Source organism: Agrobacterium vacciniicorymbosi, from assembly GCF_040427045.1.
GTDB lineage: Bacteria > Pseudomonadota > Alphaproteobacteria > Rhizobiales > Rhizobiaceae > Agrobacterium.
Map to the genome: position 1 here is coordinate 72,001 of NZ_JBETMF010000008.1, position 18,580 is coordinate 90,580.

Sequence of the window (18,580 nt, forward strand, 5' to 3'; positions counted from 1 at the left end):
TTACCGCAATCCACCAGTACCTATTCCTCTAAGCGCAAAAGATAACAGGCGCCACCAAGCACAGTTGCAATCCCCAGCAACAATGATACATCGGAATTCCGGCTCCCATTTCAAAAGGAAATATTATGCCGGACTTTTCCACACTCATGCTTTTTTCCGCCGCAGCAGTCGTTCTGACAGCAACACCCGGCCCTGATATGCTGCTGATTGCCTCCCGCAGTGTCAGCCAAGGTCGTTCTGCCGGCTTTCTCACCTATGCCGGAATAGCTGCTGGAACATATTGCCACGCCATCGCGGCGGCACTCGGTCTCTCTCAGCTGTTTCTGACCGTTCCCGTTGCCTATGAAATCGTGCGCTGGGCGGGGTGCGCCTATTTGCTCTATCTGGCCTACAAGACCCTTCGTTCACAAAGCTCAGCTTTCGCGCCCTCGTCAGGTCTCAAAAAACTGTCAGCCAAACGAATTTTCAGTGAAGGCCTCGCGACAAATCTCCTCAACCCGAAAATGGCGTTATTTGTGCTGGCGCTGTTTCCGCAATTCATCGATCCGAATGGCAGCTCGATGCTCATCCAGACGGTGGTTCTCGCCAGCATTCTGAACGGTATTGGTTTTCTGGTGAATGGGGCGGTCACTCTGTTGGGCACCAGCATCCGTCGCCGTTTGTCAGCAGTCAGCCGGTTTCCAAAGCTACCGCAGTATCTGCTGGCAACAGTGTTTGCCGGTTTGGCATTCCGTCTGGCACTCGGCACCAGAAACTAAAGAGGTAACATCAGGCAGTGCGTAGGCTCTGCCTGATCATCCTCAGGCATCCCGCGCACCCTCTTCCAGCAACCCGAACACATAGTCCGCAAAAGATCGCCAGCATTCCACCCGGAACGTGTCTTCCGCCACTCGCAGGATTACCACTTCCGCCTTGCCAAAGATCGTGCGCGAACACGCCCCGACTGGAAACACGCCAAGCGACAAATCCTGCGGGCAGCCTGCGTTGAGCGTGGCCTCCGCGCCCGTGCCAGACACGGTGATGGCCGTGTTGCGGTGGGAGACGTCGGTGGCGGAGTGGGGGGTGGAGACCATGGCGCAGGCATCCATGAGGTTGCTCTCGCCCTGGTCGATCACCAGCCATTCATCCGGTCCGAGCCAGAGCGCGGCACGAAGGCCGGAGGTGGTGGAGGTTTTCGGAGCCTGTGGCAGGCTGATGTCGAGCGCCCGGGAAAGCTCGCTGACAGCATCCGCCTTGGCGCGCAGCGACAGCCGGTAAGCGGGTGCCGCCATCTTGATGGAGACTTGTGCCGAACCGGCGCGAGCGCCTTCCAGAACCAATGTGCGGTTTGCCATTGCGATATCAGCCATTGATGCGGCCTCCTTCCTTGTCGAAGAACACCATGTCCGTCACCTCCACCGCAATCGTCTTGTCGGCCAGCGGAATATAGAGCGTTTCACCCATGCGCGCCCGGCCACCAGCCACCAGACCGAAGGCGATGGAGCGGCCCAGATTTTCAGACCAGTAAGCAGAGGTCACATGCCCCAGCATCGTCATCGGCTTTGGCTGGTTCGGATCGGCCACGATCTGACCGCCTTCTTCCGGCACGTCATGCGGGTTTTTCGGCAGCAAGCCGACGAGTTGCTTGCGCCCCTCACGTTTGAGGTCCGGGCGCTGCAGGCCGCGAATGCCTACGAAATCCGTCTTCTTCTTGGAAACCGCCCAGCCAAGGCCCGCATCGTCAGGCGTCACCGTGCCGTCCGTATCCTGACCGACGATGATATACCCCTTTTCGGCGCGCAGAATATGCATGGTTTCGGTGCCATAAAGGCAACCGCCCACGGCTTCTGCACGCTCGGCAACCGCCTTCCAAACAGCCGGGCCGAAATCGGCGGGTACATTGATTTCGAAACCGAGTTCGCCCGTAAAGGACACGCGGAACAGCCGTGTCGGCACACCGCAGATCGTGCCTTCGGCAATCGCCATATGCGGGAAGGCTTCGGGTGAAAGATCGATACCCTCCATCAGCGGCGCAATCACCTCCCGCGCCTTCGGTCCCTGCACGGCAATGACGGCCCATTGTTCGGTGGCGGATGTCAGCCACACGTTCAGATGCGGGAATTCCGTCTGGAGATAGTCTTCCATATGGTGCAGCACGCGCGGCGCACCGCCGGTCGTCGTCGTCACATGGAAGCGGTCTTCCGCCAAACGCCCCACCACGCCGTCATCATAAACGAAACCATCTTCGCGGGTCATGATGCCATAGCGGCAACGACCCGGCTTCAGCGTGTCCCAGGCGTTGGTGTAGAGCAGGTTGAGGAACTTTGCCGCATCCGGCCCGACAACCTCGATCTTGCCGAGCGTGGAGGCATCGAACACGCCCACCGTCTCGCGCACCGTCTTGCATTCGCGGTTCACCGCCTGGTGCATGTCTTCGCCGGCGCGTGGATAGAACCATGCGCGCTTCCAGTTGCCCACATCTTCGAAGGCGGCACCGGCGGCCTCTTCCAGCGCATGCATCGGCGTCTTGCGGGCGGGATCAAACAGCTTGCCGCGCGAATGGCCCACCAGCGTGCCGAAGGTAACAGGCGTATAGGGCGCACGGAACGTCGTCAGCCCCACCTTGGGCAGATCACGCCCCAGCGCTTCCGACGCGATGGCCAGACCATGCATGTTGGACATCTTGCCCTGATCGGACGCCATGCCATTGGTGGTGAAGCGCTTGATATGCTCGATGGAGTGCATGCCCTCACGCACCGCAAGGCGAATATCCTTGGCGCAGACATCGTGCTGGAAATCGATGAAAGCCTTGACGTTGTCGCCTTCGCCAGCCCCTTCCGCAGCCCCTATCATGCCGCCGGTCCATGCACGTGCATTCTGGCCGGAGAACGCCACCGCACCGCCGCCAGCGCCAGCCGCCTCGGCAATCAGCTCGTCCAGATCATCTGTGCCGTCGCAGGCACCGATGGAGACGCAATCCTGCACATGCACATCAGGCAGAAAACGCTGGTTTTCCGTGTCGTATGTCAGCTTGCCGCGCGATTGCGAGAACAGATGCACGGATGGCGTCCAGCCTGCGGAAACCACCAGCGCATCCACCTTGATCTTGCGCTTGGACGAGCCACCATTGCGGCCCACCGTGATGGAAGACACCCGCAGACGCCCAGCAGTATTATACACGCTATGGCCAGCCAGCACCTCGATGCCCAGCGCCCGCGCCTCGTCCAGAAGCTTCGCGTCCGGGTTGGCGCGGCAATCCACGATGGCCGCAATCGCCACCCCTGCCCGCTTCAGATCAAAGGCTGTTTCATAGGCAGAATCATGCGCGGTATAGACACCCACATTGTGGCCCACCGTCACACCATACTGGTTGAGATAAGTGCGCGCCGCCGATGCCAGCATGATGCCGGGGCGGTCATTATTGGCAAACACCATATGCCGTTCGATGGCACCGGTCGCCAGCAAAACCTTCTTCGCCCGCACCTGCCACAGCCGCTCGCGCGGCTCATGTCCCGTTGTCGCCAGATGGTCGGTCACGCGCTCTGCAAGGCCGATGAAATTGTGGTTGTAATAACCGAACACGGTCGTGCGCGTCAGCACCTGCACATTCGCCATGGCTTTCAACTCGGCCAAAGTCCTTTGCGCCCAGTCATAGCCGTTGATACCGTCGATGGTGGTGCCGGTATCGAAGCGAAGCGCGCCGCCAACCTCCGGGTTTTCATCCGCCAGAATAACCTTCGCACCCATCTTGGCCGCAGCCAGCGCTGCCGTGAGACCGGCCACGCCGCCGCCTGCCACCAGCACGTCGCAATGGGCGTAACGGCTGGCATAATGGTCGCTATCGCCTTCCTTCGGCGCATTGCCCAGACCTGCGGCGCGACGGATGATCGGCTCATAGAGCTTGTCCCACGCAGCCTTCGGCCACATGAAGGTCTTGTAGTAGAAGCCCGCCACGAACATGGGCGAAAGGAAATCATTCACCGCGCCCACATCGAAGGACAGCGAGGGAAAGCGGTTCTGCGAGGACACGATTGCCCCATCGAACACTTCCTGCACCGTGGCGCGCACATTCGGCTGCTTGCGGCTGCTATCTCTGGAAACATCAATCAACGCATTCGGCTCTTCCGGCCCGGCGGAAAGAAACCCGCGCGGACGGTGATATTTGAACGAGCGGCCAATCAGATGCACGCCATCGGCCAGCAACGCGGATGCCACCGTATCACCCTGCAAAGCCGTGTGGATTTTGCCATCGAAGGTAAAGCGCGCCGTGCGCGCAGGCGTCAGGCGGCCAGCGCCTTTGATGCGATAGGCGCCGCTCATCGGGCTGCTCCTTCATGTCCGGCCAGCACCGTCGCCTCATCCGGCTTCGGCTCTCCCGCCTTGTAGGTCAGATGGATTTTGTCAGTCACGGAATGGCGTGCGGCATTGAAGAAGCGCCCGCAGCCGTGAATGTGCCGCCAGCGCTCGAACACCATGCCCTTGTCATTGTCACGCATGAAGAAATATTCGGCAAATTCCTCATCGGAAATTCCGGCAATGTTTTCGGGCCGCGCAATATGCGCCTCCCCTGCCCAGCGGAACTCCAGCTCGGAACGCTCTTCTTCACAATAGGGACAACGGATCAGCAGCATGGTTCAAAGTCCTGAAATTTCACGTTGAATGGTGTGCGGAGGGGCACCCCCCTCTGTCCTGCCGGACATCTCCCCCTCAAGGGGGGAGATCAGCAAGACACTCCTTCGTCACTCCATTCGCAAAGTTGAAGATAGGCGAGAGGTTGCGGCAGATCGATCTCCCCCCTTGAGGGGGAGATGTCCGGCAGGACAGAGGGGGGTATGGCACCCGCAAAGCCATGATGGGCACCATCAATGCGCCACCGCCGCCGCTGCCGCCTCATCGATCAGCCGTCCAGAACGGAACCGCTCCAGCGTCAAACCTTCGGCCAGCTTATGAGGCTCACCGCGCGCGATGAGATGCGCAAACAGATGTGCGGACCCCGGCGTCGCCTTGAAGCCACCCGTGCCCCAGCCGCAATTCACGAACAGGTTCGGCACCGGCGTTACGCTCTGAATAGCGGAACGATCCGGCGTGTTGTCGGTAATCCCACCCCATTGGCGCATCATCTTCACGCGGCGGAAAATCGGAAATAGCTCGCAGATGGCATCCAGCGTGTGGGTGATGATCTGCAAACCGCCGGTCTGGGAATAGGAATTATACTGGTCCGTCCCCGCGCCGATCACCAGCTCGCCCTTGTCGGATTGCGAGATATAGGCGTGCACCGTGTTGGACATGACCACACAGGGGAAAATCGGTTTCAAAGGCTCGGACACCAACGCCTGCAACGGGTTGGAAGCCAGCGGCACCCGCACATCGGCCATGTTCATGATGACGGAGGAATGCCCCGCCGCCGAAACGCCGATCTTCTTGGCGCCGATAAAGCCCCTGTTGGTCTCGACACCGGTCACCGCACCATCCGGCCCGCGCCTGATGGCAGTCACTTCGCAGTTCTGGATGATGTGAACACCGCGATCCGATGCGCCACGGGCATAACCCCAGGCCACCGCATCATGCCGCGCCGTGCCGCCACGCCGCTGAAGCGCTGCACCATTGATGGCGTAGCGGGCATTCGCGGAAATATCGAGCGGCGGACAGTAAGCTTTCGCCTGCTCCGGCGTCAGCCATTCATTGTCGATGCCATAGAGGCGGTTGGCATTGATATGGCGCTTGAAGCTCTGCTGGTCATGCACATTGTGCGACAGCATCATCACGCCACGCGCCGAATACATGGTGTTGTAATTGAGATCCTGGCTCAAGCCTTCCCACAGTTTCAGGGAATGCTCGTAAATATCCATGCTCTCTTCATAGAGATAGTTGGAGCGGATGATCGTGGTGTTGCGGCCAGTATTGCCGCCGCCAATCCAGCCTTTTTCCAGCACCGCCACATTGGTAATGCCATGCTCCTTGGCAAGGTAGTAAGCCGCGCCCAGCCCATGCCCGCCACCACCGATGATGATGACATCATATTCCTTGCGCGGTTCAGGAGAGGCCCACTGCGCCTCCCATCCCTTATGCGCCCGCAAGGCCTCGCGAGCCACGGCAAAAACCGAAAATTTGCGCATTCGCGAACCACTCCTTGAAAACCGGCTGGACCGTTCCGGCAGAACCTTACACATCGCAAATGAAGAACGACAGTAATGTCCGTTTTGCGACGCGGCGACATAAAGTATCGACATTGCCATAAACGCGCGAAAAAGGACTGCCCGAAACGTCTTTTTTCGGCTGGCCCACCCCACATATTGTCGGGATGGAAAACTTTCACTATCGGTATATCCGCATCTGAAATTCTTGCCAGAGTTGAGATTATCATGCGCCTGTTTCGAAAGCCCACTGATGAACTTGCATGGTCTGTGGTCGGCGCATGCGCCGCCATTTATCTTCTGTCGGCAGGCTTGAGTATGGTCGCGGCACCCGCTGGCGAGCCGTGGGTGAGGTTCCTGTTCGAACCCTCTCAGGAAACGCTGGTCGATATGGGCATGGGCGGCAGCCTGCCGTTGCAACAGTTGAATATCTGGTCACTGATAACGTCGACCTATCTCCATCTCGATATCCTACACATCGTGCTCAATGCGCTTTGCCTTTTTGCGTTCTTTCCTGTCGTCAGCCAGCAATATGGCAAGGCGAAAACCTTCGTCATCTATACAGCCGCAGGCGTCGCAGGCGCACTTCTGTCGGCGGCAACTGGCGAGATGTATTCTCTGGGTGCATCCGGCGGTGTTCTGGGCCTTTACGGAGCAATGGTCGCTTACGGTATCCGCAGCGACGATCCTGCACGCTGGGCACCGGTCAAGGCGGAATTGCTCTGGGTCTTAGCGAATTTCGCATTCGGCGTCACGCTTTCTGAAAACATCAGCAATGCCGGACATCTTGGCGGGTTGATAGGCGGCCTTGCTGCCGGTTTGGTCCTCGGTCCGGCAAAAGGCGAGACGACCCCGTTTTTCCGCTCTAAGTCCGCACTGGCCTGCATGGCGCTCGTCGGCGCGTTTCTTGCCGTCAATCTTTCGCAAGGCGCATGGGCAACTTACCTCGCCGCAGAAAATCCCCCGGCCTATGACGCCCGCCTGACGGCAAGACGGGCTGCGGAACTGGATGAGAAAATTCGGCAATCTCCAAACGATGCGGCTGCTTTTTCGGCGCGAGGCAACCAACGCTTTTCGATGAGAGACTGGAACGGAGCTTTACAGGACTTCGAGGCGGCAGCGGCAATAGATGCGTCATCGGCAAATCTATATTCCAAGGCATCTGCTCTTTATAACTTAAGGCGATACGACGACGCGATTAAACTATACGACACCATTCTCGACCGCGAACCGACCGATATCGGTTCCCTGTTCTATCGCGCAGGCGCCCAACAACAAAAGAGCGACACGCAGGCCGCCATGCGTGACTACCGCGAGATCACCGAAATAGATCCCACGGATGCAATGGGGTACATGATGCGCGGGACGGCATTCAAGATATTGGACGATCTTGATGAGGCAATGAAGGATTACAATCTCTCGCTTCAACTCGCCCCGCAGGAGTCATCCACCTATCTGGCAAGGGCTGGCGCATATATCATGATGCAGCAATACGAAAAGGCAATCGAAGACTACACACGAGCAATGGACTACGGCATCAAGGATGCCGAGGCTTGGAACGGTCGGGCATGGGCCTACTTTAATCTCGGACGTCAACAGGAGGGGCTTGTCGATGTCGAACATTCGCTTTCGATGACTCCAGACTATATGGACGCAATCGGCACTCGGGCTCATATCCTCGAAGCCATGGGCGAACGGGAAAAAGCCATCGCCGGTTATCGGACCGTGCTGGAAAAAGACCCAACGAACATTACCAGCCGCGAAGGCTTGCAGCGTCTGGGCGCGCTTTAGTGGGCCGAAAACACCATTTTCCCGATCCTATTCGCGTTAACGGCTGGACTTCGCAAAAATGATCTGATATTGCACGTCACCAATCGCGCGGCCATACGGCCAACCGAACGATTTTTTGTTTGCTTGCGAATGCCATTATTCACACGGCAAAATAACCAACCAAAGGAACGGGATTCACGTGCAGGTACTAGTCCGCGACAACAACGTTGATCAGGCGCTTCGCGCTCTCAAGAAAAAGATGCAGCGCGAAGGCATTTTCCGCGAAATGAAGATGCGTGATTACTACGAGAAGCCTTCCCAGAAGCGCGCTCGCGAAAAGGCTGAAGCCGTTCGCCGCGTTCGCAAGCTGGCACGCAAGCGCATGCAGCGCGAAGGTCTGATTGCTGGCCCGCGCGCTCCGGCACGCTGATAGGTCGTCTTTTCGACGTTTTTGAATGCTTATGGGGCGGGGGCGAATTTTTCGCCGCCGCTCTTTGAGTTTATGACCGTGGAACCGGCCTGTTAGAGGGAACCCATATCGCATGAACGCTGTTGATACCCGTGATTCCAGAAATCCGTTTTCAAGCGGTGTATCCCAGAGAGATAAAATGCGGTTTCGTTCCTCACTGATCGTCTGCGGTGTGCTTGCGGCTCTGTCCGGCTGCGCCACCACCACCCAAACAAATGACGTTTTCCAGCTCGACCGCGCCCAGGGCTCGACGGAAAACATTACGTCGCTGACCTCGGTCATCAACGCCAATCCACAAGACCCTGAAGGCTACAACGTTCGTGGCTCTGCCTACGGTCGCGCTGGCGACTCCAAGCGCGCCATTGCAGATTTCGAGCGCGCTTTGCAGCTCAATCCGCGCTTCTATCAGGCCTATGCCAACCGCGCTCTCGTGTACCGCAACAGCGGTCAGCAGCAGTTGGCCTTGCAGGATTACAACAGCGCGCTGCAGATCAACCCAAGCTATGATGTGGCACTCATCGGTCGCGGCAATCTTTATCGCCAGACGGGCCGCGTCAACGAAGCCTTCAACGACTTCTCCGCCGCCATCAATCTGGACACGACCGACGGTCGCGCCTGGCACAATCGCGGCCTGATCTACCAGCTGCGCAACCAGCATGCACAGGCCATCGAAGACTTCTCGAAGGCCATCTCGCTGTCGCCGAATTCGCCTGAGCCCTATAATGGTCGCGGCATCTCCTACGTGGCCCTCAACGACGACGAAAACGCCTTTGCCGACTTCAACCACGCGATTGCCCTCAACGGCGATCTGGCTGAATCCTGGGCAAACCAGGCGCTGGTCTATGAGCGTCGCGGCGAAAAAGACAAGGCCGCCAAATCCTACGGCCACGCCGCCCGCCTCGACCCCAAATACAAACCCGCCGTGGACGGCCTCGCCCGCACCCGTGGCGCTGGCGCATCTTAAGCGGCACTCACATTCTTTCAAAAAAGCCGGGAGCATCGCTTCCGGCTTTTTTGATTCAAAGGGTTGCAACGACACTCTGCGAAATTGCAAACTAGGTTGCAGCAAGAGTGCAGGGCAGCGACAGGATGTAACCATGCTTGACTTGAATGCGCGTTACTCGACACCTGATATCAAGGACGTCGAAAGGTTTATAAACACGCATTATCCACTGGCTGCGCCGGTTTCGTGCAAGCTGCTTCAAAGGGGTTTCAACGATGTGTATCTTGTAAACGTCACCACTAGCGAACGTTATGTGTTCCGGCTTTCTCATTTGCGAGGGCGCGGCCCGGCGCAGGTAAAAAGCGAAGCCGAATTCATAACGCACCTGTCGAAGGCAGGAGTTCCCGTCGCCGCGCCTGTTGCCGCACGCGATGGAGCCTTATTCGTCAAAGCCCAAGCTCCAGAAGGTACGAGGGAGGGCATTCTATTCCACGCACTGGAAGGCCGCGATCCGCAAGCCAATGATGCTGGTGATGCCTGGGCAAACGGCAAGACGCTGGCTCTGCTTCACATAGCAGCCGAAACATTCCATTCTGACAGTACGTCATACCAGCTAGACCTCGACCATTTGTTGTATCGACCTCTCGCGCGCATAAAAGATAGCGGCATCGTGGAAGACGCGGCAGTTTTCAAGGATATTGAAACGATCGCACAGCGAACAGCAGTTGCCATTGAAGGACTGGGCGATCTGACATGGACATATTGCCATGGCGACTGCCATGGATTCAACGCGCGTATCAACGAGGCCGGAGAGGCCGTGTTTTTCGATTTCGATGACGGTGGCCCGGGATATCTCGCCTATGATCTCGCGGTTTTTCTATGGGCAAAAATCTCTTTCGGCCGCCAACTCACACCGATGTGGCACGCCTTCCTAGGCGGATATCGGTCAATCAAGGCAATTACGCCAAACGATTTCGAAGCGGCCCTTCGGTTTGTGATCGTCCGCCATTTCTGGCTGATGGGCGAACATGCCAGCCGGGCACAGGAGTGGGGGAGCATCCCCATCGGATGGATCGCGCATCAGGTGCACTTCCTCACCTCGTGGGAAAACGAGCAATTTGGCAGCCGCCTGCTGTGAATGCGGACTGTGGTTCGATCTGGCAGTAATCGTTTTCAACAACCGCATTGGTTTATGCGCGGGGCCACTAAGCTCAGGGAAAGGTCGATAAGGCCTGACCCACGACCTCATGCAAAACGTCACGGCTCGTTCCAGCCTTTGCTTGCACCGCCACGCCTTGCGCAACAGTCAGGATAAAGGCTGCCAGTGCGCCGGGATTTGCCGTCTCAGGCAAGTCCCCTTCCCGCTTTGCGCGTTCAAACCTCTCGCGAAACTGCCGTTGGCCTTCAGCGCGAAACTCGATCAGGGCCTGTCGAACGGGCTCCGCATCGTCTGAGCCCGCGAGCATACCGTTAATGCCGAGGCAGCCGGAATGGGTCGGAAACCGTGTGTTCAATTCCACCGTTTCTTTCAGAAAATGTGAGGCGGCCTCGCGGGCTGTCGGTAAGTCCAAAGCTTTTGGAATATAGTCCATATAACGCTCATAGTAGCGATCCAGCGCCTTGCGGAACATGGCCTCCTTGTTACCGAAAGCCGAATAGAGTGCAGGCCGCTCGACACCCGCCGCGTCGGTCAGGTCCGTGTAGGACGCGCCTTCGAAACCCTTGCGCCAGAACACGCACAGGACGCCATCCAGCGCTTTTTCCACATCAAACTCGCGGTGACGGCCCATCCGCAGCCTCCATAATTTTCATAACGAGCATTATTAAACCGCTTGACAGGGAATGTCTACATTCAATAACGTTCGTTATTGTAACGATTGTTACGATAATTATGCCTTCATCTGAATGACCGGGTGGGCCATTTTCCAGACAGGAAAAAGACATGTCGAAAACATTGCAAGGTAAGGTCGCGCTCATCACCGGTGGATCGCGCGGGCTAGGCGCGACCATCGCGGAAACGCTGGCAGACGAAGGTGCGGATATCGCGATTACCTATGTTGCCTCTGCCGCAAAGGCCGAAGCCGTCGTTGAAAAACTGAGATCAAAGGGCGTTCGCGCCATCGCCATCCAAAGCGATCAGGCCGATATGGCAACCGCAAAGCCGATGGTCGCGAAGGTAATCGAACATTTCGGCAAGCTCGATATCCTCATCAACAATGCGGCAATCGTGGCCAAGGGCCAGACGGTTGACGATCCCGATCTGGATACAGCCGCGCTTGACCGCCAGTGGCAGATCAACGTCATGGGCGCCATAGCAACCACGCGTGCAGCAGCCCCCGTTCTTTCCGATGGCGGCCGCATCATCTTCATCGGCTCTCTCAACGGCACCCACGCACTCATACCCGGCGTCGCCGACTACGCGGGAACCAAAGCCGCCATCAATGGCTATGCAAGAGGCGTCGCACGCGATCTCGGCGCACGCAACATCACAGTCAACGTCGTCCAGCCGGGCGCGATGCCCACAGACATGATGGTTGAAGCATTGGGAAGTAAAGTGGCACCGGATGCGTTTCTCGACATGCACCCAATTCGCCGGATCGCGACACTCGAAGAAGTGTCTGCCTTCGTCAGCTTCCTAGCTGGACCGAATTCAGGATATATGACTGGCGGTGTCGTGGATATCGCTGGCGGTCTCGCAATTTGATACCCGCGAATATCTCACACAGACATTAGAATGCGCGCCCGGTGGGCGCGCTCCATTGTCGGTAGTGGCTCGAAAAGATGAATGCTGCGCATCAGCGCAGCAGAACGAAACCGGCAACTGTGAGAATCAGGAACACCAGCAGACCGCCGAAGAAACCGCCTGTCGTGAAAAATCCGACGACCATGGCCAGCAACAGCACGCAAACCATCATAGTGCCGTATTTGGCAGCGGTCAGAAAGCCGTCATAGGTCTTTTCATGCTCGGAATAATTCATCGGCGCACCGATTTCGACTGGACCCGTATGGTGTTCACTCATGCCATTTCCCCTTCAAAGAACCGCAACCCTGCCCGTTACTCCAGCCACCTATGGCGGCGTCCCTCACGCAACATGATAATGCGGAACACTCCGCGGCAAGACCTAACATGGAATCATCGAAAAGCGCAACGGACGAAGCTGCCGCGCGACGCGGTCTGCAACAATCTCTTCTGATAAAACCGCGTCGAACACCCACGTCAAAACTGTGCAGCCAAGCAACATCGGCGCGCGCAATTCTTCACAAACACCCTGTTTACACCCTGCATTGCAGTAGAGCGGTTGCATTTCAAAGAAGCACCTCATACACGAAATAGTGTGGAGGAAGTCCGAAGCTTTGATCGAGCAAGCGTCAGCACAGTTATATGCGGGCCATCGGTACTATGCCTCCCACACAAAACCCGCAAAGGGAACGAGGAGGGGAAAAGAATGCAGGCTCTTCTGAAGTTAAGCGCCCTTATTGACTGGTTCAGTGAGGCCATGGGCAAATTCGCCGGTTATCTGGTCCTGATCTGCTGCCTCGTCAGCGCAGGCAACGCCATCGTGCGCTATGTTTTCAATTACAGCTCCAATGGCTGGCTTGAAATCCAGTGGTACATGTTCGCCTTCATCGTTCTGGTCGGCGCATCCTACACACTGCGAATGAATGAACATGTGCGCGTGGACATCATCTATGGCGCAATTTCGGCCCGCACGCGGCTCTGGGTCGATATCATCGGAATCACCCTCTTCCTGCTTCCCGCCTGTTTCGTTCTGGCCTGGCTCAGCTGGCCCATGTTCACCCTGTCGCTGGCGCAGAATGAAATCTCCTCCAATGCTGGCGGGCTCATCCGCTGGCCGGTGAAATTCATCATCTTCGCCGGCTTTGCCCTGCTCGTTCTTCAGGGAATATCCGAACTGGTGAAGCGCATCGGTGCGCTGAACGGGCTCTACCAGCTCGACACCAAATACGAAAAACCGCTCCAGTAAATCAGGCGCTGATCGCTAAGGATATTTCCATGTTCGAATACGGTATTCTGCCGCCGCTGATGTTCCTGGGCATGATCATCTTCATGCTTTACGGTTTCCCCGTGGCTTTCTCCCTTGCCTCCGTCGGGCTTCTATTCGGCGTCATCGGCATCTTCACCGAGCATTTTTCGCCCGCATTCCTGCAGGCCCTGCCTCTGCGCATTTTCGGCATCATTTCCAACGATCTGCTGCTGGCCATCCCCTTCTTCACCTTCATGGGCGCCATTCTGGAGCGATGTGGTCTTGCCGAAGACTTACTGGAAGGCACCGGTAAACTGTTTGGCGCCATTCCCGGCGGCCTGGCTTACGCCGTCATTCTCGTCGGCGCGATTCTGGGTGCCATCACCGGTACGGTTGCGGCGTCCGTCATCACCATGGGCGTCATCTCGCTGCCCATCATGCTGAAATACGGCTACAATCCGCGCCTTGCCACCGGCGTCATCGCCGCGTCGGGCACCATCACGCAGGTCATTCCACCATCGCTGGTGCTGATCGTTCTGGCCGATCAGCTCGGCAAATCCGTGGGCGATATGTATCTCGGCGCCATCGGTCCGTCGATTTTGCAAGTCGTGATTTTCATGCTGTTCATTCTCTTCATGTCGATAGTCCGACCGAAGGATTTGCCTGCCCTTCCCCCGGAAGCGCGTGGAGAACTCAACCGCGCTCTGGTCTTCAAGGTACTGGCTGGCATGGTGCCATCCATCGTGCTGATCTTCCTTGTGCTCGGCACCATCTTCATGGGCCTTGCAACGCCAACGGAAGCCGGTGCGCTCGGCGTCGTCGGTGCCATGGCGCTGGCCGCCGCTCACCGCCGCCTGACATGGGATCTGGTCAAGCAGGGTATGCATTCCACCATGCACATCACGTCAATGGTGGTCTTCATCCTCGTTGGTGCGACATGCTTCAGCCTCGTTTTTCAGGGCATGGATGGCTCGCTGTGGATCGAACATATGCTGTCCGGCATCCCCGGCGGACCGATCGGCTTCCTCATCTTCGTCAACATCTTCATCTTCTTCCTGGCCTTCTTCCTCGATTTCTTCGAGATCGCCTTCATCGTCATTCCCATGCTGGCCCCGATTGCCCAGTCTCTCGGCATCGACCTCATCTGGTTCGGCGTGCTGATCTGCATCAACATGCAGACCAGCTTCATGCATCCGCCCTTCGGTTTTGCGCTGTTCTACCTGCGCTCCATCGCGCCCAGATCTGTCAAAACGTCGGACATCTACATGGGCGCAATTCCGTGGCTCGGCATGCAGCTCATCCTCGTCGCCATCGTCATCTTCTGGCCGGAATCCGTTACCTACTGGCTGGACAAGACACCGCAGGTCGATCTCAACACCATCAAGATCGAAGTCCCCGCCTTCGGCAACGGCGGTGGCAACACAATGCCCAATTTCGGCCTGCCCCCCATGGACGGCGCCCCCGCCCAGCCGGGCGGAAACGGACTGCCAGGTATGCCAAACCTGAACGAGCCACCGAAGATCGGCCCGTAAGGGAAACACTTGTTACGTGTGGACTGATGTATTATATTGGTGAAGTGGAAGGCAGGGTTGCTGCCCTACCTTCCTTTTGCCTATCTTGTAAAGAACGTGAACCGGACGGCTATCGACCAGCCCGTCCGGTTTTTCTTTATGATAAACGCAATACTCAGCGGTTTACGCATTGCATTACCTTCACAGTTGAAAAGCAAGGCCACTTGCCACGGTCGGCGCGGCCCATCCCCGCCGATACTCCGTCTGGCCCCGGAGTGTACTGCTTCGCCATTCAACTTTCGCGACTATAGGATTGCGCCAGACGTTGTCGAGAAATTTTCAATCAAAAATAGCAAAATAAAAACCCGGACCTTTCGATCCGGGCTTCATTTCCCTTGCGTCGTATGATCGCGTTCAGAGCTTGCCGTTACGCTGCTGGATCATCATGAACGTATCGAACGTGTATTCCGCAAGCTGCATCCACAGATACCCCTCGCGCTTGAAGGCGACCTGATCGTCATAGACCTTTTTGAAGTCCGGGTTGGTGGCCGAAATCTCGGCGTAGACTTCCAGTGCAGCCTTGTAGCATGCATCCAGAATATCCTGGCTGAACGGTCGTAGCGTTGCCCCTTCGGCGACGATCTGCTTGATCGCAGTCGGGTTCTTGGCATCGTATTTCGCCATCATATTGGTGTTGGCGAAGGCGCAGGCATCCTGCAACACCGCCTGATATTGCTTCGGCAGGTTGTTCCACTTGTCCAGATTGACGAAGGAGTGGATGACCGGGCCGCCTTCCCAGAAGGCCGGGTAGTAGTAGAACTTGGCCACCTTCTGGAAGCCCAGCTTGTGGTCGTCGTAGGGGCCAACCCACTCCGCCGCATCGATGGTGCCTTTTTCCAGCGCCGGATAGATATCGCCACCGGCAATCTGCTGCGGCACGACGCCGAGCTTTTCGACGACCTTGCCAGCGAGACCGGCAATGCGCATCTTCACGCCCTTGAAGTCATCGACGGTGTTGATCTCCTTACGGAACCAGCCGCCCATCTGCACGCCGGTATTGCCGGAAATCATGCCGTAGAGATTATGCTTGGCGTAGAACTCGTTCAGCAGCTTGTTGCCATTGCCCTCGTAGAACCATGAGTTGGTCAGGCGCGCATTGAGACCGAACGGAATGGCCGTGCCAATCGCAAAGGTCGGGTCTTTGCCGACATAATAATAGGAGCAGGTGTGGCACATTTCGACAGTGCCTGACGATACCGCATCCGCCGCCTGAAGGCCCGGCACGATTTCACCCGCGGCAAAAATCTGAATGTTGAAATTGCCATCTGTCGCGGCAGAAACGTGGTTGGCTATGTCCTGCGCACCACCGAAAATCGTATCCAGCGATTTCGGAAATGACGATGTCAGACGCCAAGTGATCTTGGTATTCTGCTGCGCGATGGCAGGCGCCGCCAACACGGTTGCAGCCGCAGCCCCGGCACCGGAAACGGCGCCTTTTTTGATAAACGAACGACGATCCATAAATATCCTCCCAGATACGAATCCTGCCGGCGGCTGAATTCCCCTCCGCAACCGAGCATGGCAAGAAGAAAGCACGGGTCCAGTCTGCTGACAAGCGGGCCTGCAAAGAATAAACCCCTGGCGAACCGCCATTTTAGACGGGTTTACGTCAAGAAATATAATCAACTGAAATAAAGGTTCCGACGCTTATACTTTAGGCGAAGAAACCTTATTGATCTGCCAAACACGGCGCTTGACGAACAGCCCGTTCCGGTCGCAAAACAGGCGGGAAATCAAGCCGGAGCCACCATGTCCAGACCCATCATTGCCATTCCCGCAGACATCAGAAGCCTTGATGGCGCAAACTGGCACGCAGCCCAGACACAGTATCTCTCCGCAGCGCTGAATGTCGCGGATGTCATGTCCTTCATCATTCCGGCTTTCGAAGAAGGCAACGATATCGACGGCATTCTGGACCGGGTAGACGGCCTGCTGGTGTCCGGCTCTGCCACCAACGTCCACCCATCGCTTTACGGCGTGGAAGCCAAGGACAGCGATGGTCCTTTCGATCCCGCCCGGGATGCCACAAGCCTGCCGCTGATCCGCCGCGCCATTGAACGGGGCATTCCGATGCTGGCCATTTGCCGCGGCATTCAGGAACTCAACGTCGCGCTGGGCGGCACGCTTGCCAGCGAAATTCAGGAACAGCCCGGCATCTGGGACCACCGCAAACCCGACGATATCGACCGCGACAAGGCCTACGCCATCCGCCAGCCGGTCTATATCCGCGAAGGCTCCTGCATCGCCCAGCATCTTGGCATGACAGGCGAAGTCCAGATCAACTCCCTCCACCGCCAAGCCATCGCCAAGACCGCGCCCAGACTTCAGGTCGAAGCGACCGCGGAAGACGGCACCATTGAAGCCGTGTCCGTCATAGACGCCAAAGGCTTCGCCGTCGGCGTGCAATGGCACCCGGAATACTGGGCCGAGTCGGACGCGCCGTCCCGTGCGCTGTTCGAGGCGTTTGGGCGCGCTGTGCGCGAGTATCGGGATGCTAAGGTGTAATCGAGCTAGGAGCGTGAGGCTGGGTACCTCTCCCCCTGTGGGAGAGGACAGAAAATCACGATCTTAGCTTCAGCTAAGTCGTAGATTTTCTAGGTGAGGGGTTTGCCGCTTGCACCGAGAAAAAACCCCTCACTTGCGATTTCTAACACTTAGCTTCGCTAAGATGCTGAAATCGCTTTCTCTCCCACAGGGGGAGAGATAAAGATGCCACACCAACCCTCACCCCTTAACAGGCGTTTCCGGCACCGGCGTCACCACCTTGCGCTCGCTCAACCAGCCCAGCACATTATCCGCCACCAGATCGGCCATCGCGTTGCGGGTCGGCACCGATGCGGATGCCACATGCGGAAGCAGGGTTACGTTGGGCAGGGCGAGGAACGCTTCCGGCACCTTCGGCTCTTCATAGAACACGTCGAGACCAGCCGCGCCCAGCGTACCATCCTGAAGCGCCTTCAGCAGCGCGTCTTCGTCCACGCTGGAACCGCGACCGACATTGATGAAGACGCCGTTGGAGCCCAGTGCGGAGAGGATGTCGGCATTGATGGCTTTGTGCGTTTCCGGCGTGCCGGGCACGATGCAGATGAGGATATCGACGGCCTCGGCCATCTCCTTCAACGAGCCGTAATAGGTATAGGAAAGTTCAGAGCGCTTGCTGCGCGTGTGATAACCGATCTCCAGCTTGAACGGCTCCAGCCGTTTGGCGATCTCCTGGCCGATGCGGCCCATGCCGAACAGGCCGACCTTGCGGCCACGCAGCGAAAAGGGCGAGAGTGCAAACGGGCCTTCGGACGCCCATTTTCCTTCGCGAAGATAGGTCTCGGCCTGATAGAACCGGCGTACGGTATTGATGAGAAGCGCAATCGTCGTATCCGCCACTTCGTCGTTCAGCACGTCAGGCGTGTTGGTCACGATGATGCCGCGAGAGGCCGCGTGTTTTACATCCACGCCATCGTAACCAACGCCGAAATTGGCGATGACTTCGAGGTTGGGCAGCGCGTCCATCCACTTGGCGTTGAGGCCACCCGAGACGGCAACAGCCGTAATCCGCTGCGCATCCTCGGCAGAGAGCGAAGGCTCAGGACCCGCAGGCGCTTTGACGAGCTCCACCTTGCCTTCGAAGCGCTCGAGAACGCGTGGGTGGATTTTGCCCGGAACGAGAACGACGGCTTTGCTATCTGACATGCGTTGGTATCCTCCTGCTATGCATGAGACCAAGCTAGACT

The 18,580-nt window shown here is 57.5% G+C and carries 17 protein-coding genes; 9 read left to right on the top strand and 8 right to left on the bottom strand.

What is annotated here, in order from left to right:
• The first annotated feature begins 125 nt into the window (after positions 1-125).
• The gene (locus tag ABUK73_RS13940) at positions 126-758 is read left to right on the top strand and encodes a LysE family translocator (RefSeq protein WP_353577811.1); all 633 of its coding nucleotides are present in this window, start codon (positions 126-128) and stop codon (positions 756-758) included.
• Between the two features lie 42 nt (positions 759-800).
• On the opposite strand, the gene ABUK73_RS13945 is transcribed toward ABUK73_RS13940, so the two are convergent.
• From ABUK73_RS13945 to ABUK73_RS13960, 4 genes are all read right to left on the bottom strand, one after another.
• Positions 801-1,349: a sarcosine oxidase subunit gamma gene (locus tag ABUK73_RS13945; protein WP_353577812.1), complete on the bottom strand. Its 549-nt coding sequence runs from the start codon at positions 1,347-1,349 to the stop codon at positions 801-803.
• Positions 1,342-4,299, bottom strand: coding sequence for a sarcosine oxidase subunit alpha (locus tag ABUK73_RS13950; protein WP_353577813.1), 2,958 nt, complete (start codon positions 4,297-4,299; stop codon positions 1,342-1,344). The genes ABUK73_RS13945 and ABUK73_RS13950 overlap by 8 nt, the downstream gene beginning before the upstream one ends.
• Positions 4,296-4,610 (bottom strand): sarcosine oxidase subunit delta, encoded by a 315-nt coding sequence (locus ABUK73_RS13955; RefSeq protein WP_353577814.1) that lies wholly within the window; start codon positions 4,608-4,610, stop codon positions 4,296-4,298. The genes ABUK73_RS13950 and ABUK73_RS13955 overlap by 4 nt, the downstream gene beginning before the upstream one ends.
• 231 nt (positions 4,611-4,841) lie before the next feature.
• Positions 4,842-6,095 carry a sarcosine oxidase subunit beta family protein gene (locus ABUK73_RS13960; protein WP_062452148.1) on the bottom strand — a complete coding sequence of 418 codons (1,254 nt, stop codon included), beginning with the start codon at positions 6,093-6,095 and terminating at the stop codon, positions 4,842-4,844.
• 246 nt (positions 6,096-6,341) lie between these two features.
• On the opposite strand from ABUK73_RS13960, the gene ABUK73_RS13965 reads away from it, so the two are divergent.
• The 4 genes from ABUK73_RS13965 (at position 6,342) to ABUK73_RS13980 (ending at position 10,433) form a co-directional block, all read left to right on the top strand.
• Positions 6,342-7,904 carry a rhomboid family intramembrane serine protease gene (locus tag ABUK73_RS13965; protein ID WP_353577815.1) on the top strand — a complete coding sequence of 521 codons (1,563 nt, stop codon included), beginning with the start codon at positions 6,342-6,344 and terminating at the stop codon, positions 7,902-7,904.
• 178 nt (positions 7,905-8,082) lie between these two features.
• Positions 8,083-8,313 (top strand): 30S ribosomal protein S21, encoded by a 231-nt coding sequence (rpsU, locus tag ABUK73_RS13970; RefSeq protein WP_045228355.1) that lies wholly within the window; start codon positions 8,083-8,085, stop codon positions 8,311-8,313.
• A 178-nt stretch (positions 8,314-8,491) separates the two neighbouring features.
• Positions 8,492-9,316, top strand: coding sequence for a tetratricopeptide repeat protein (locus ABUK73_RS13975; protein ID WP_353577816.1), 825 nt, complete (start codon positions 8,492-8,494; stop codon positions 9,314-9,316).
• A gap of 133 nt (positions 9,317-9,449) precedes the next feature.
• A complete protein-coding gene (locus ABUK73_RS13980) occupies positions 9,450-10,433 on the top strand; it encodes a phosphotransferase enzyme family protein (protein WP_353577817.1) in 984 nt (327 codons plus the stop codon).
• A 73-nt stretch (positions 10,434-10,506) separates the two neighbouring features.
• On the opposite strand, the gene ABUK73_RS13985 is transcribed toward ABUK73_RS13980, so the two are convergent.
• A complete protein-coding gene (locus ABUK73_RS13985) occupies positions 10,507-11,085 on the bottom strand; it encodes a TetR/AcrR family transcriptional regulator (RefSeq protein ID WP_353577818.1) in 579 nt (192 codons plus the stop codon).
• Positions 11,086-11,237: 152 nt separating this feature from the next.
• Here ABUK73_RS13985 and ABUK73_RS13990 point away from each other — a divergent pair, with 152 nt between their 5' ends.
• A complete protein-coding gene (locus tag ABUK73_RS13990) occupies positions 11,238-11,999 on the top strand; it encodes an SDR family NAD(P)-dependent oxidoreductase (RefSeq protein WP_353577819.1) in 762 nt (253 codons plus the stop codon).
• 91 nt (positions 12,000-12,090) lie between these two features.
• Here ABUK73_RS13990 and ABUK73_RS13995 read toward each other — a convergent pair whose 3' ends face one another.
• The gene (locus tag ABUK73_RS13995; RefSeq protein WP_113089360.1) at positions 12,091-12,315 is read right to left on the bottom strand and encodes an aa3-type cytochrome c oxidase subunit IV; all 225 of its coding nucleotides are present in this window, start codon (positions 12,313-12,315) and stop codon (positions 12,091-12,093) included.
• 426 nt (positions 12,316-12,741) lie between these two features.
• On the opposite strand from ABUK73_RS13995, the gene ABUK73_RS14000 reads away from it, so the two are divergent.
• Together ABUK73_RS14000 and ABUK73_RS14005 are read left to right on the top strand one after the other, a co-directional pair.
• Complete coding sequence (locus ABUK73_RS14000) at positions 12,742-13,281, top strand: TRAP transporter small permease subunit (protein WP_113089359.1); 540 nt, start codon at positions 12,742-12,744, stop codon at positions 13,279-13,281.
• Positions 13,282-13,310: 29 nt separating this feature from the next.
• The gene (locus tag ABUK73_RS14005) at positions 13,311-14,813 is read left to right on the top strand and encodes a TRAP transporter large permease (RefSeq protein ID WP_113089358.1); all 1,503 of its coding nucleotides are present in this window, start codon (positions 13,311-13,313) and stop codon (positions 14,811-14,813) included.
• Positions 14,814-15,206: 393 nt separating this feature from the next.
• On the opposite strand, the gene ABUK73_RS14010 is transcribed toward ABUK73_RS14005, so the two are convergent.
• On the bottom strand, positions 15,207-16,313 hold the full coding sequence (locus ABUK73_RS14010) for a TRAP transporter substrate-binding protein (RefSeq protein ID WP_113089357.1): 1,107 nt from the start codon (positions 16,311-16,313) through the stop codon (positions 15,207-15,209).
• A gap of 288 nt (positions 16,314-16,601) precedes the next feature.
• Between ABUK73_RS14010 and ABUK73_RS14015 the strand changes: the two genes are divergently transcribed.
• Positions 16,602-17,357, top strand: a complete 756-nt coding sequence (locus ABUK73_RS14015; RefSeq protein ID WP_353577820.1) for a gamma-glutamyl-gamma-aminobutyrate hydrolase family protein — start codon at positions 16,602-16,604, stop codon at positions 17,355-17,357.
• A 219-nt stretch (positions 17,358-17,576) separates the two neighbouring features.
• Here ABUK73_RS14015 and ABUK73_RS14020 read toward each other — a convergent pair whose 3' ends face one another.
• Positions 17,577-18,539, bottom strand: coding sequence for a 2-hydroxyacid dehydrogenase (locus ABUK73_RS14020; RefSeq protein ID WP_353577821.1), 963 nt, complete (start codon positions 18,537-18,539; stop codon positions 17,577-17,579).
• Between the last annotated feature and the right edge of the window lie 41 nt (positions 18,540-18,580).

What these genes read in the sequence shown, in the direction of transcription:
- ABUK73_RS13950 (WP_353577813.1), bottom strand. Translation starts at nt 4,299, where the DNA reads ATGAGCGGCGCCTATCGCATCAAAGGCGCTGGCCGCCTGACGCCTGCG.
- ABUK73_RS14005 (WP_113089358.1), top strand. Translation starts at nt 13,311, where the DNA reads ATGTTCGAATACGGTATTCTGCCGCCGCTGATGTTCCTGGGCATGATC.
- ABUK73_RS13985 (WP_353577818.1), bottom strand. Translation starts at nt 11,085, where the DNA reads ATGGGCCGTCACCGCGAGTTTGATGTGGAAAAAGCGCTGGATGGCGTC.
- ABUK73_RS14015 (WP_353577820.1), top strand. Translation starts at nt 16,602, where the DNA reads ATGTCCAGACCCATCATTGCCATTCCCGCAGACATCAGAAGCCTTGAT.
- ABUK73_RS14020 (WP_353577821.1), bottom strand. Translation starts at nt 18,539, where the DNA reads ATGTCAGATAGCAAAGCCGTCGTTCTCGTTCCGGGCAAAATCCACCCA.
- ABUK73_RS13975 (WP_353577816.1), top strand. Translation starts at nt 8,492, where the DNA reads ATGCGGTTTCGTTCCTCACTGATCGTCTGCGGTGTGCTTGCGGCTCTG.
- ABUK73_RS13940 (WP_353577811.1), top strand. Translation starts at nt 126, where the DNA reads ATGCCGGACTTTTCCACACTCATGCTTTTTTCCGCCGCAGCAGTCGTT.
- ABUK73_RS13960 (WP_062452148.1), bottom strand. Translation starts at nt 6,095, where the DNA reads ATGCGCAAATTTTCGGTTTTTGCCGTGGCTCGCGAGGCCTTGCGGGCG.
- ABUK73_RS13990 (WP_353577819.1), top strand. Translation starts at nt 11,238, where the DNA reads ATGTCGAAAACATTGCAAGGTAAGGTCGCGCTCATCACCGGTGGATCG.
- ABUK73_RS13965 (WP_353577815.1), top strand. Translation starts at nt 6,342, where the DNA reads ATGCGCCTGTTTCGAAAGCCCACTGATGAACTTGCATGGTCTGTGGTC.
- ABUK73_RS14000 (WP_113089359.1), top strand. Translation starts at nt 12,742, where the DNA reads ATGCAGGCTCTTCTGAAGTTAAGCGCCCTTATTGACTGGTTCAGTGAG.
- ABUK73_RS13980 (WP_353577817.1), top strand. Translation starts at nt 9,450, where the DNA reads ATGCTTGACTTGAATGCGCGTTACTCGACACCTGATATCAAGGACGTC.
- ABUK73_RS13955 (WP_353577814.1), bottom strand. Translation starts at nt 4,610, where the DNA reads ATGCTGCTGATCCGTTGTCCCTATTGTGAAGAAGAGCGTTCCGAGCTG.
- ABUK73_RS13995 (WP_113089360.1), bottom strand. Translation starts at nt 12,315, where the DNA reads ATGAGTGAACACCATACGGGTCCAGTCGAAATCGGTGCGCCGATGAAT.
- ABUK73_RS13945 (WP_353577812.1), bottom strand. Translation starts at nt 1,349, where the DNA reads ATGGCTGATATCGCAATGGCAAACCGCACATTGGTTCTGGAAGGCGCT.
- ABUK73_RS14010 (WP_113089357.1), bottom strand. Translation starts at nt 16,313, where the DNA reads ATGGATCGTCGTTCGTTTATCAAAAAAGGCGCCGTTTCCGGTGCCGGG.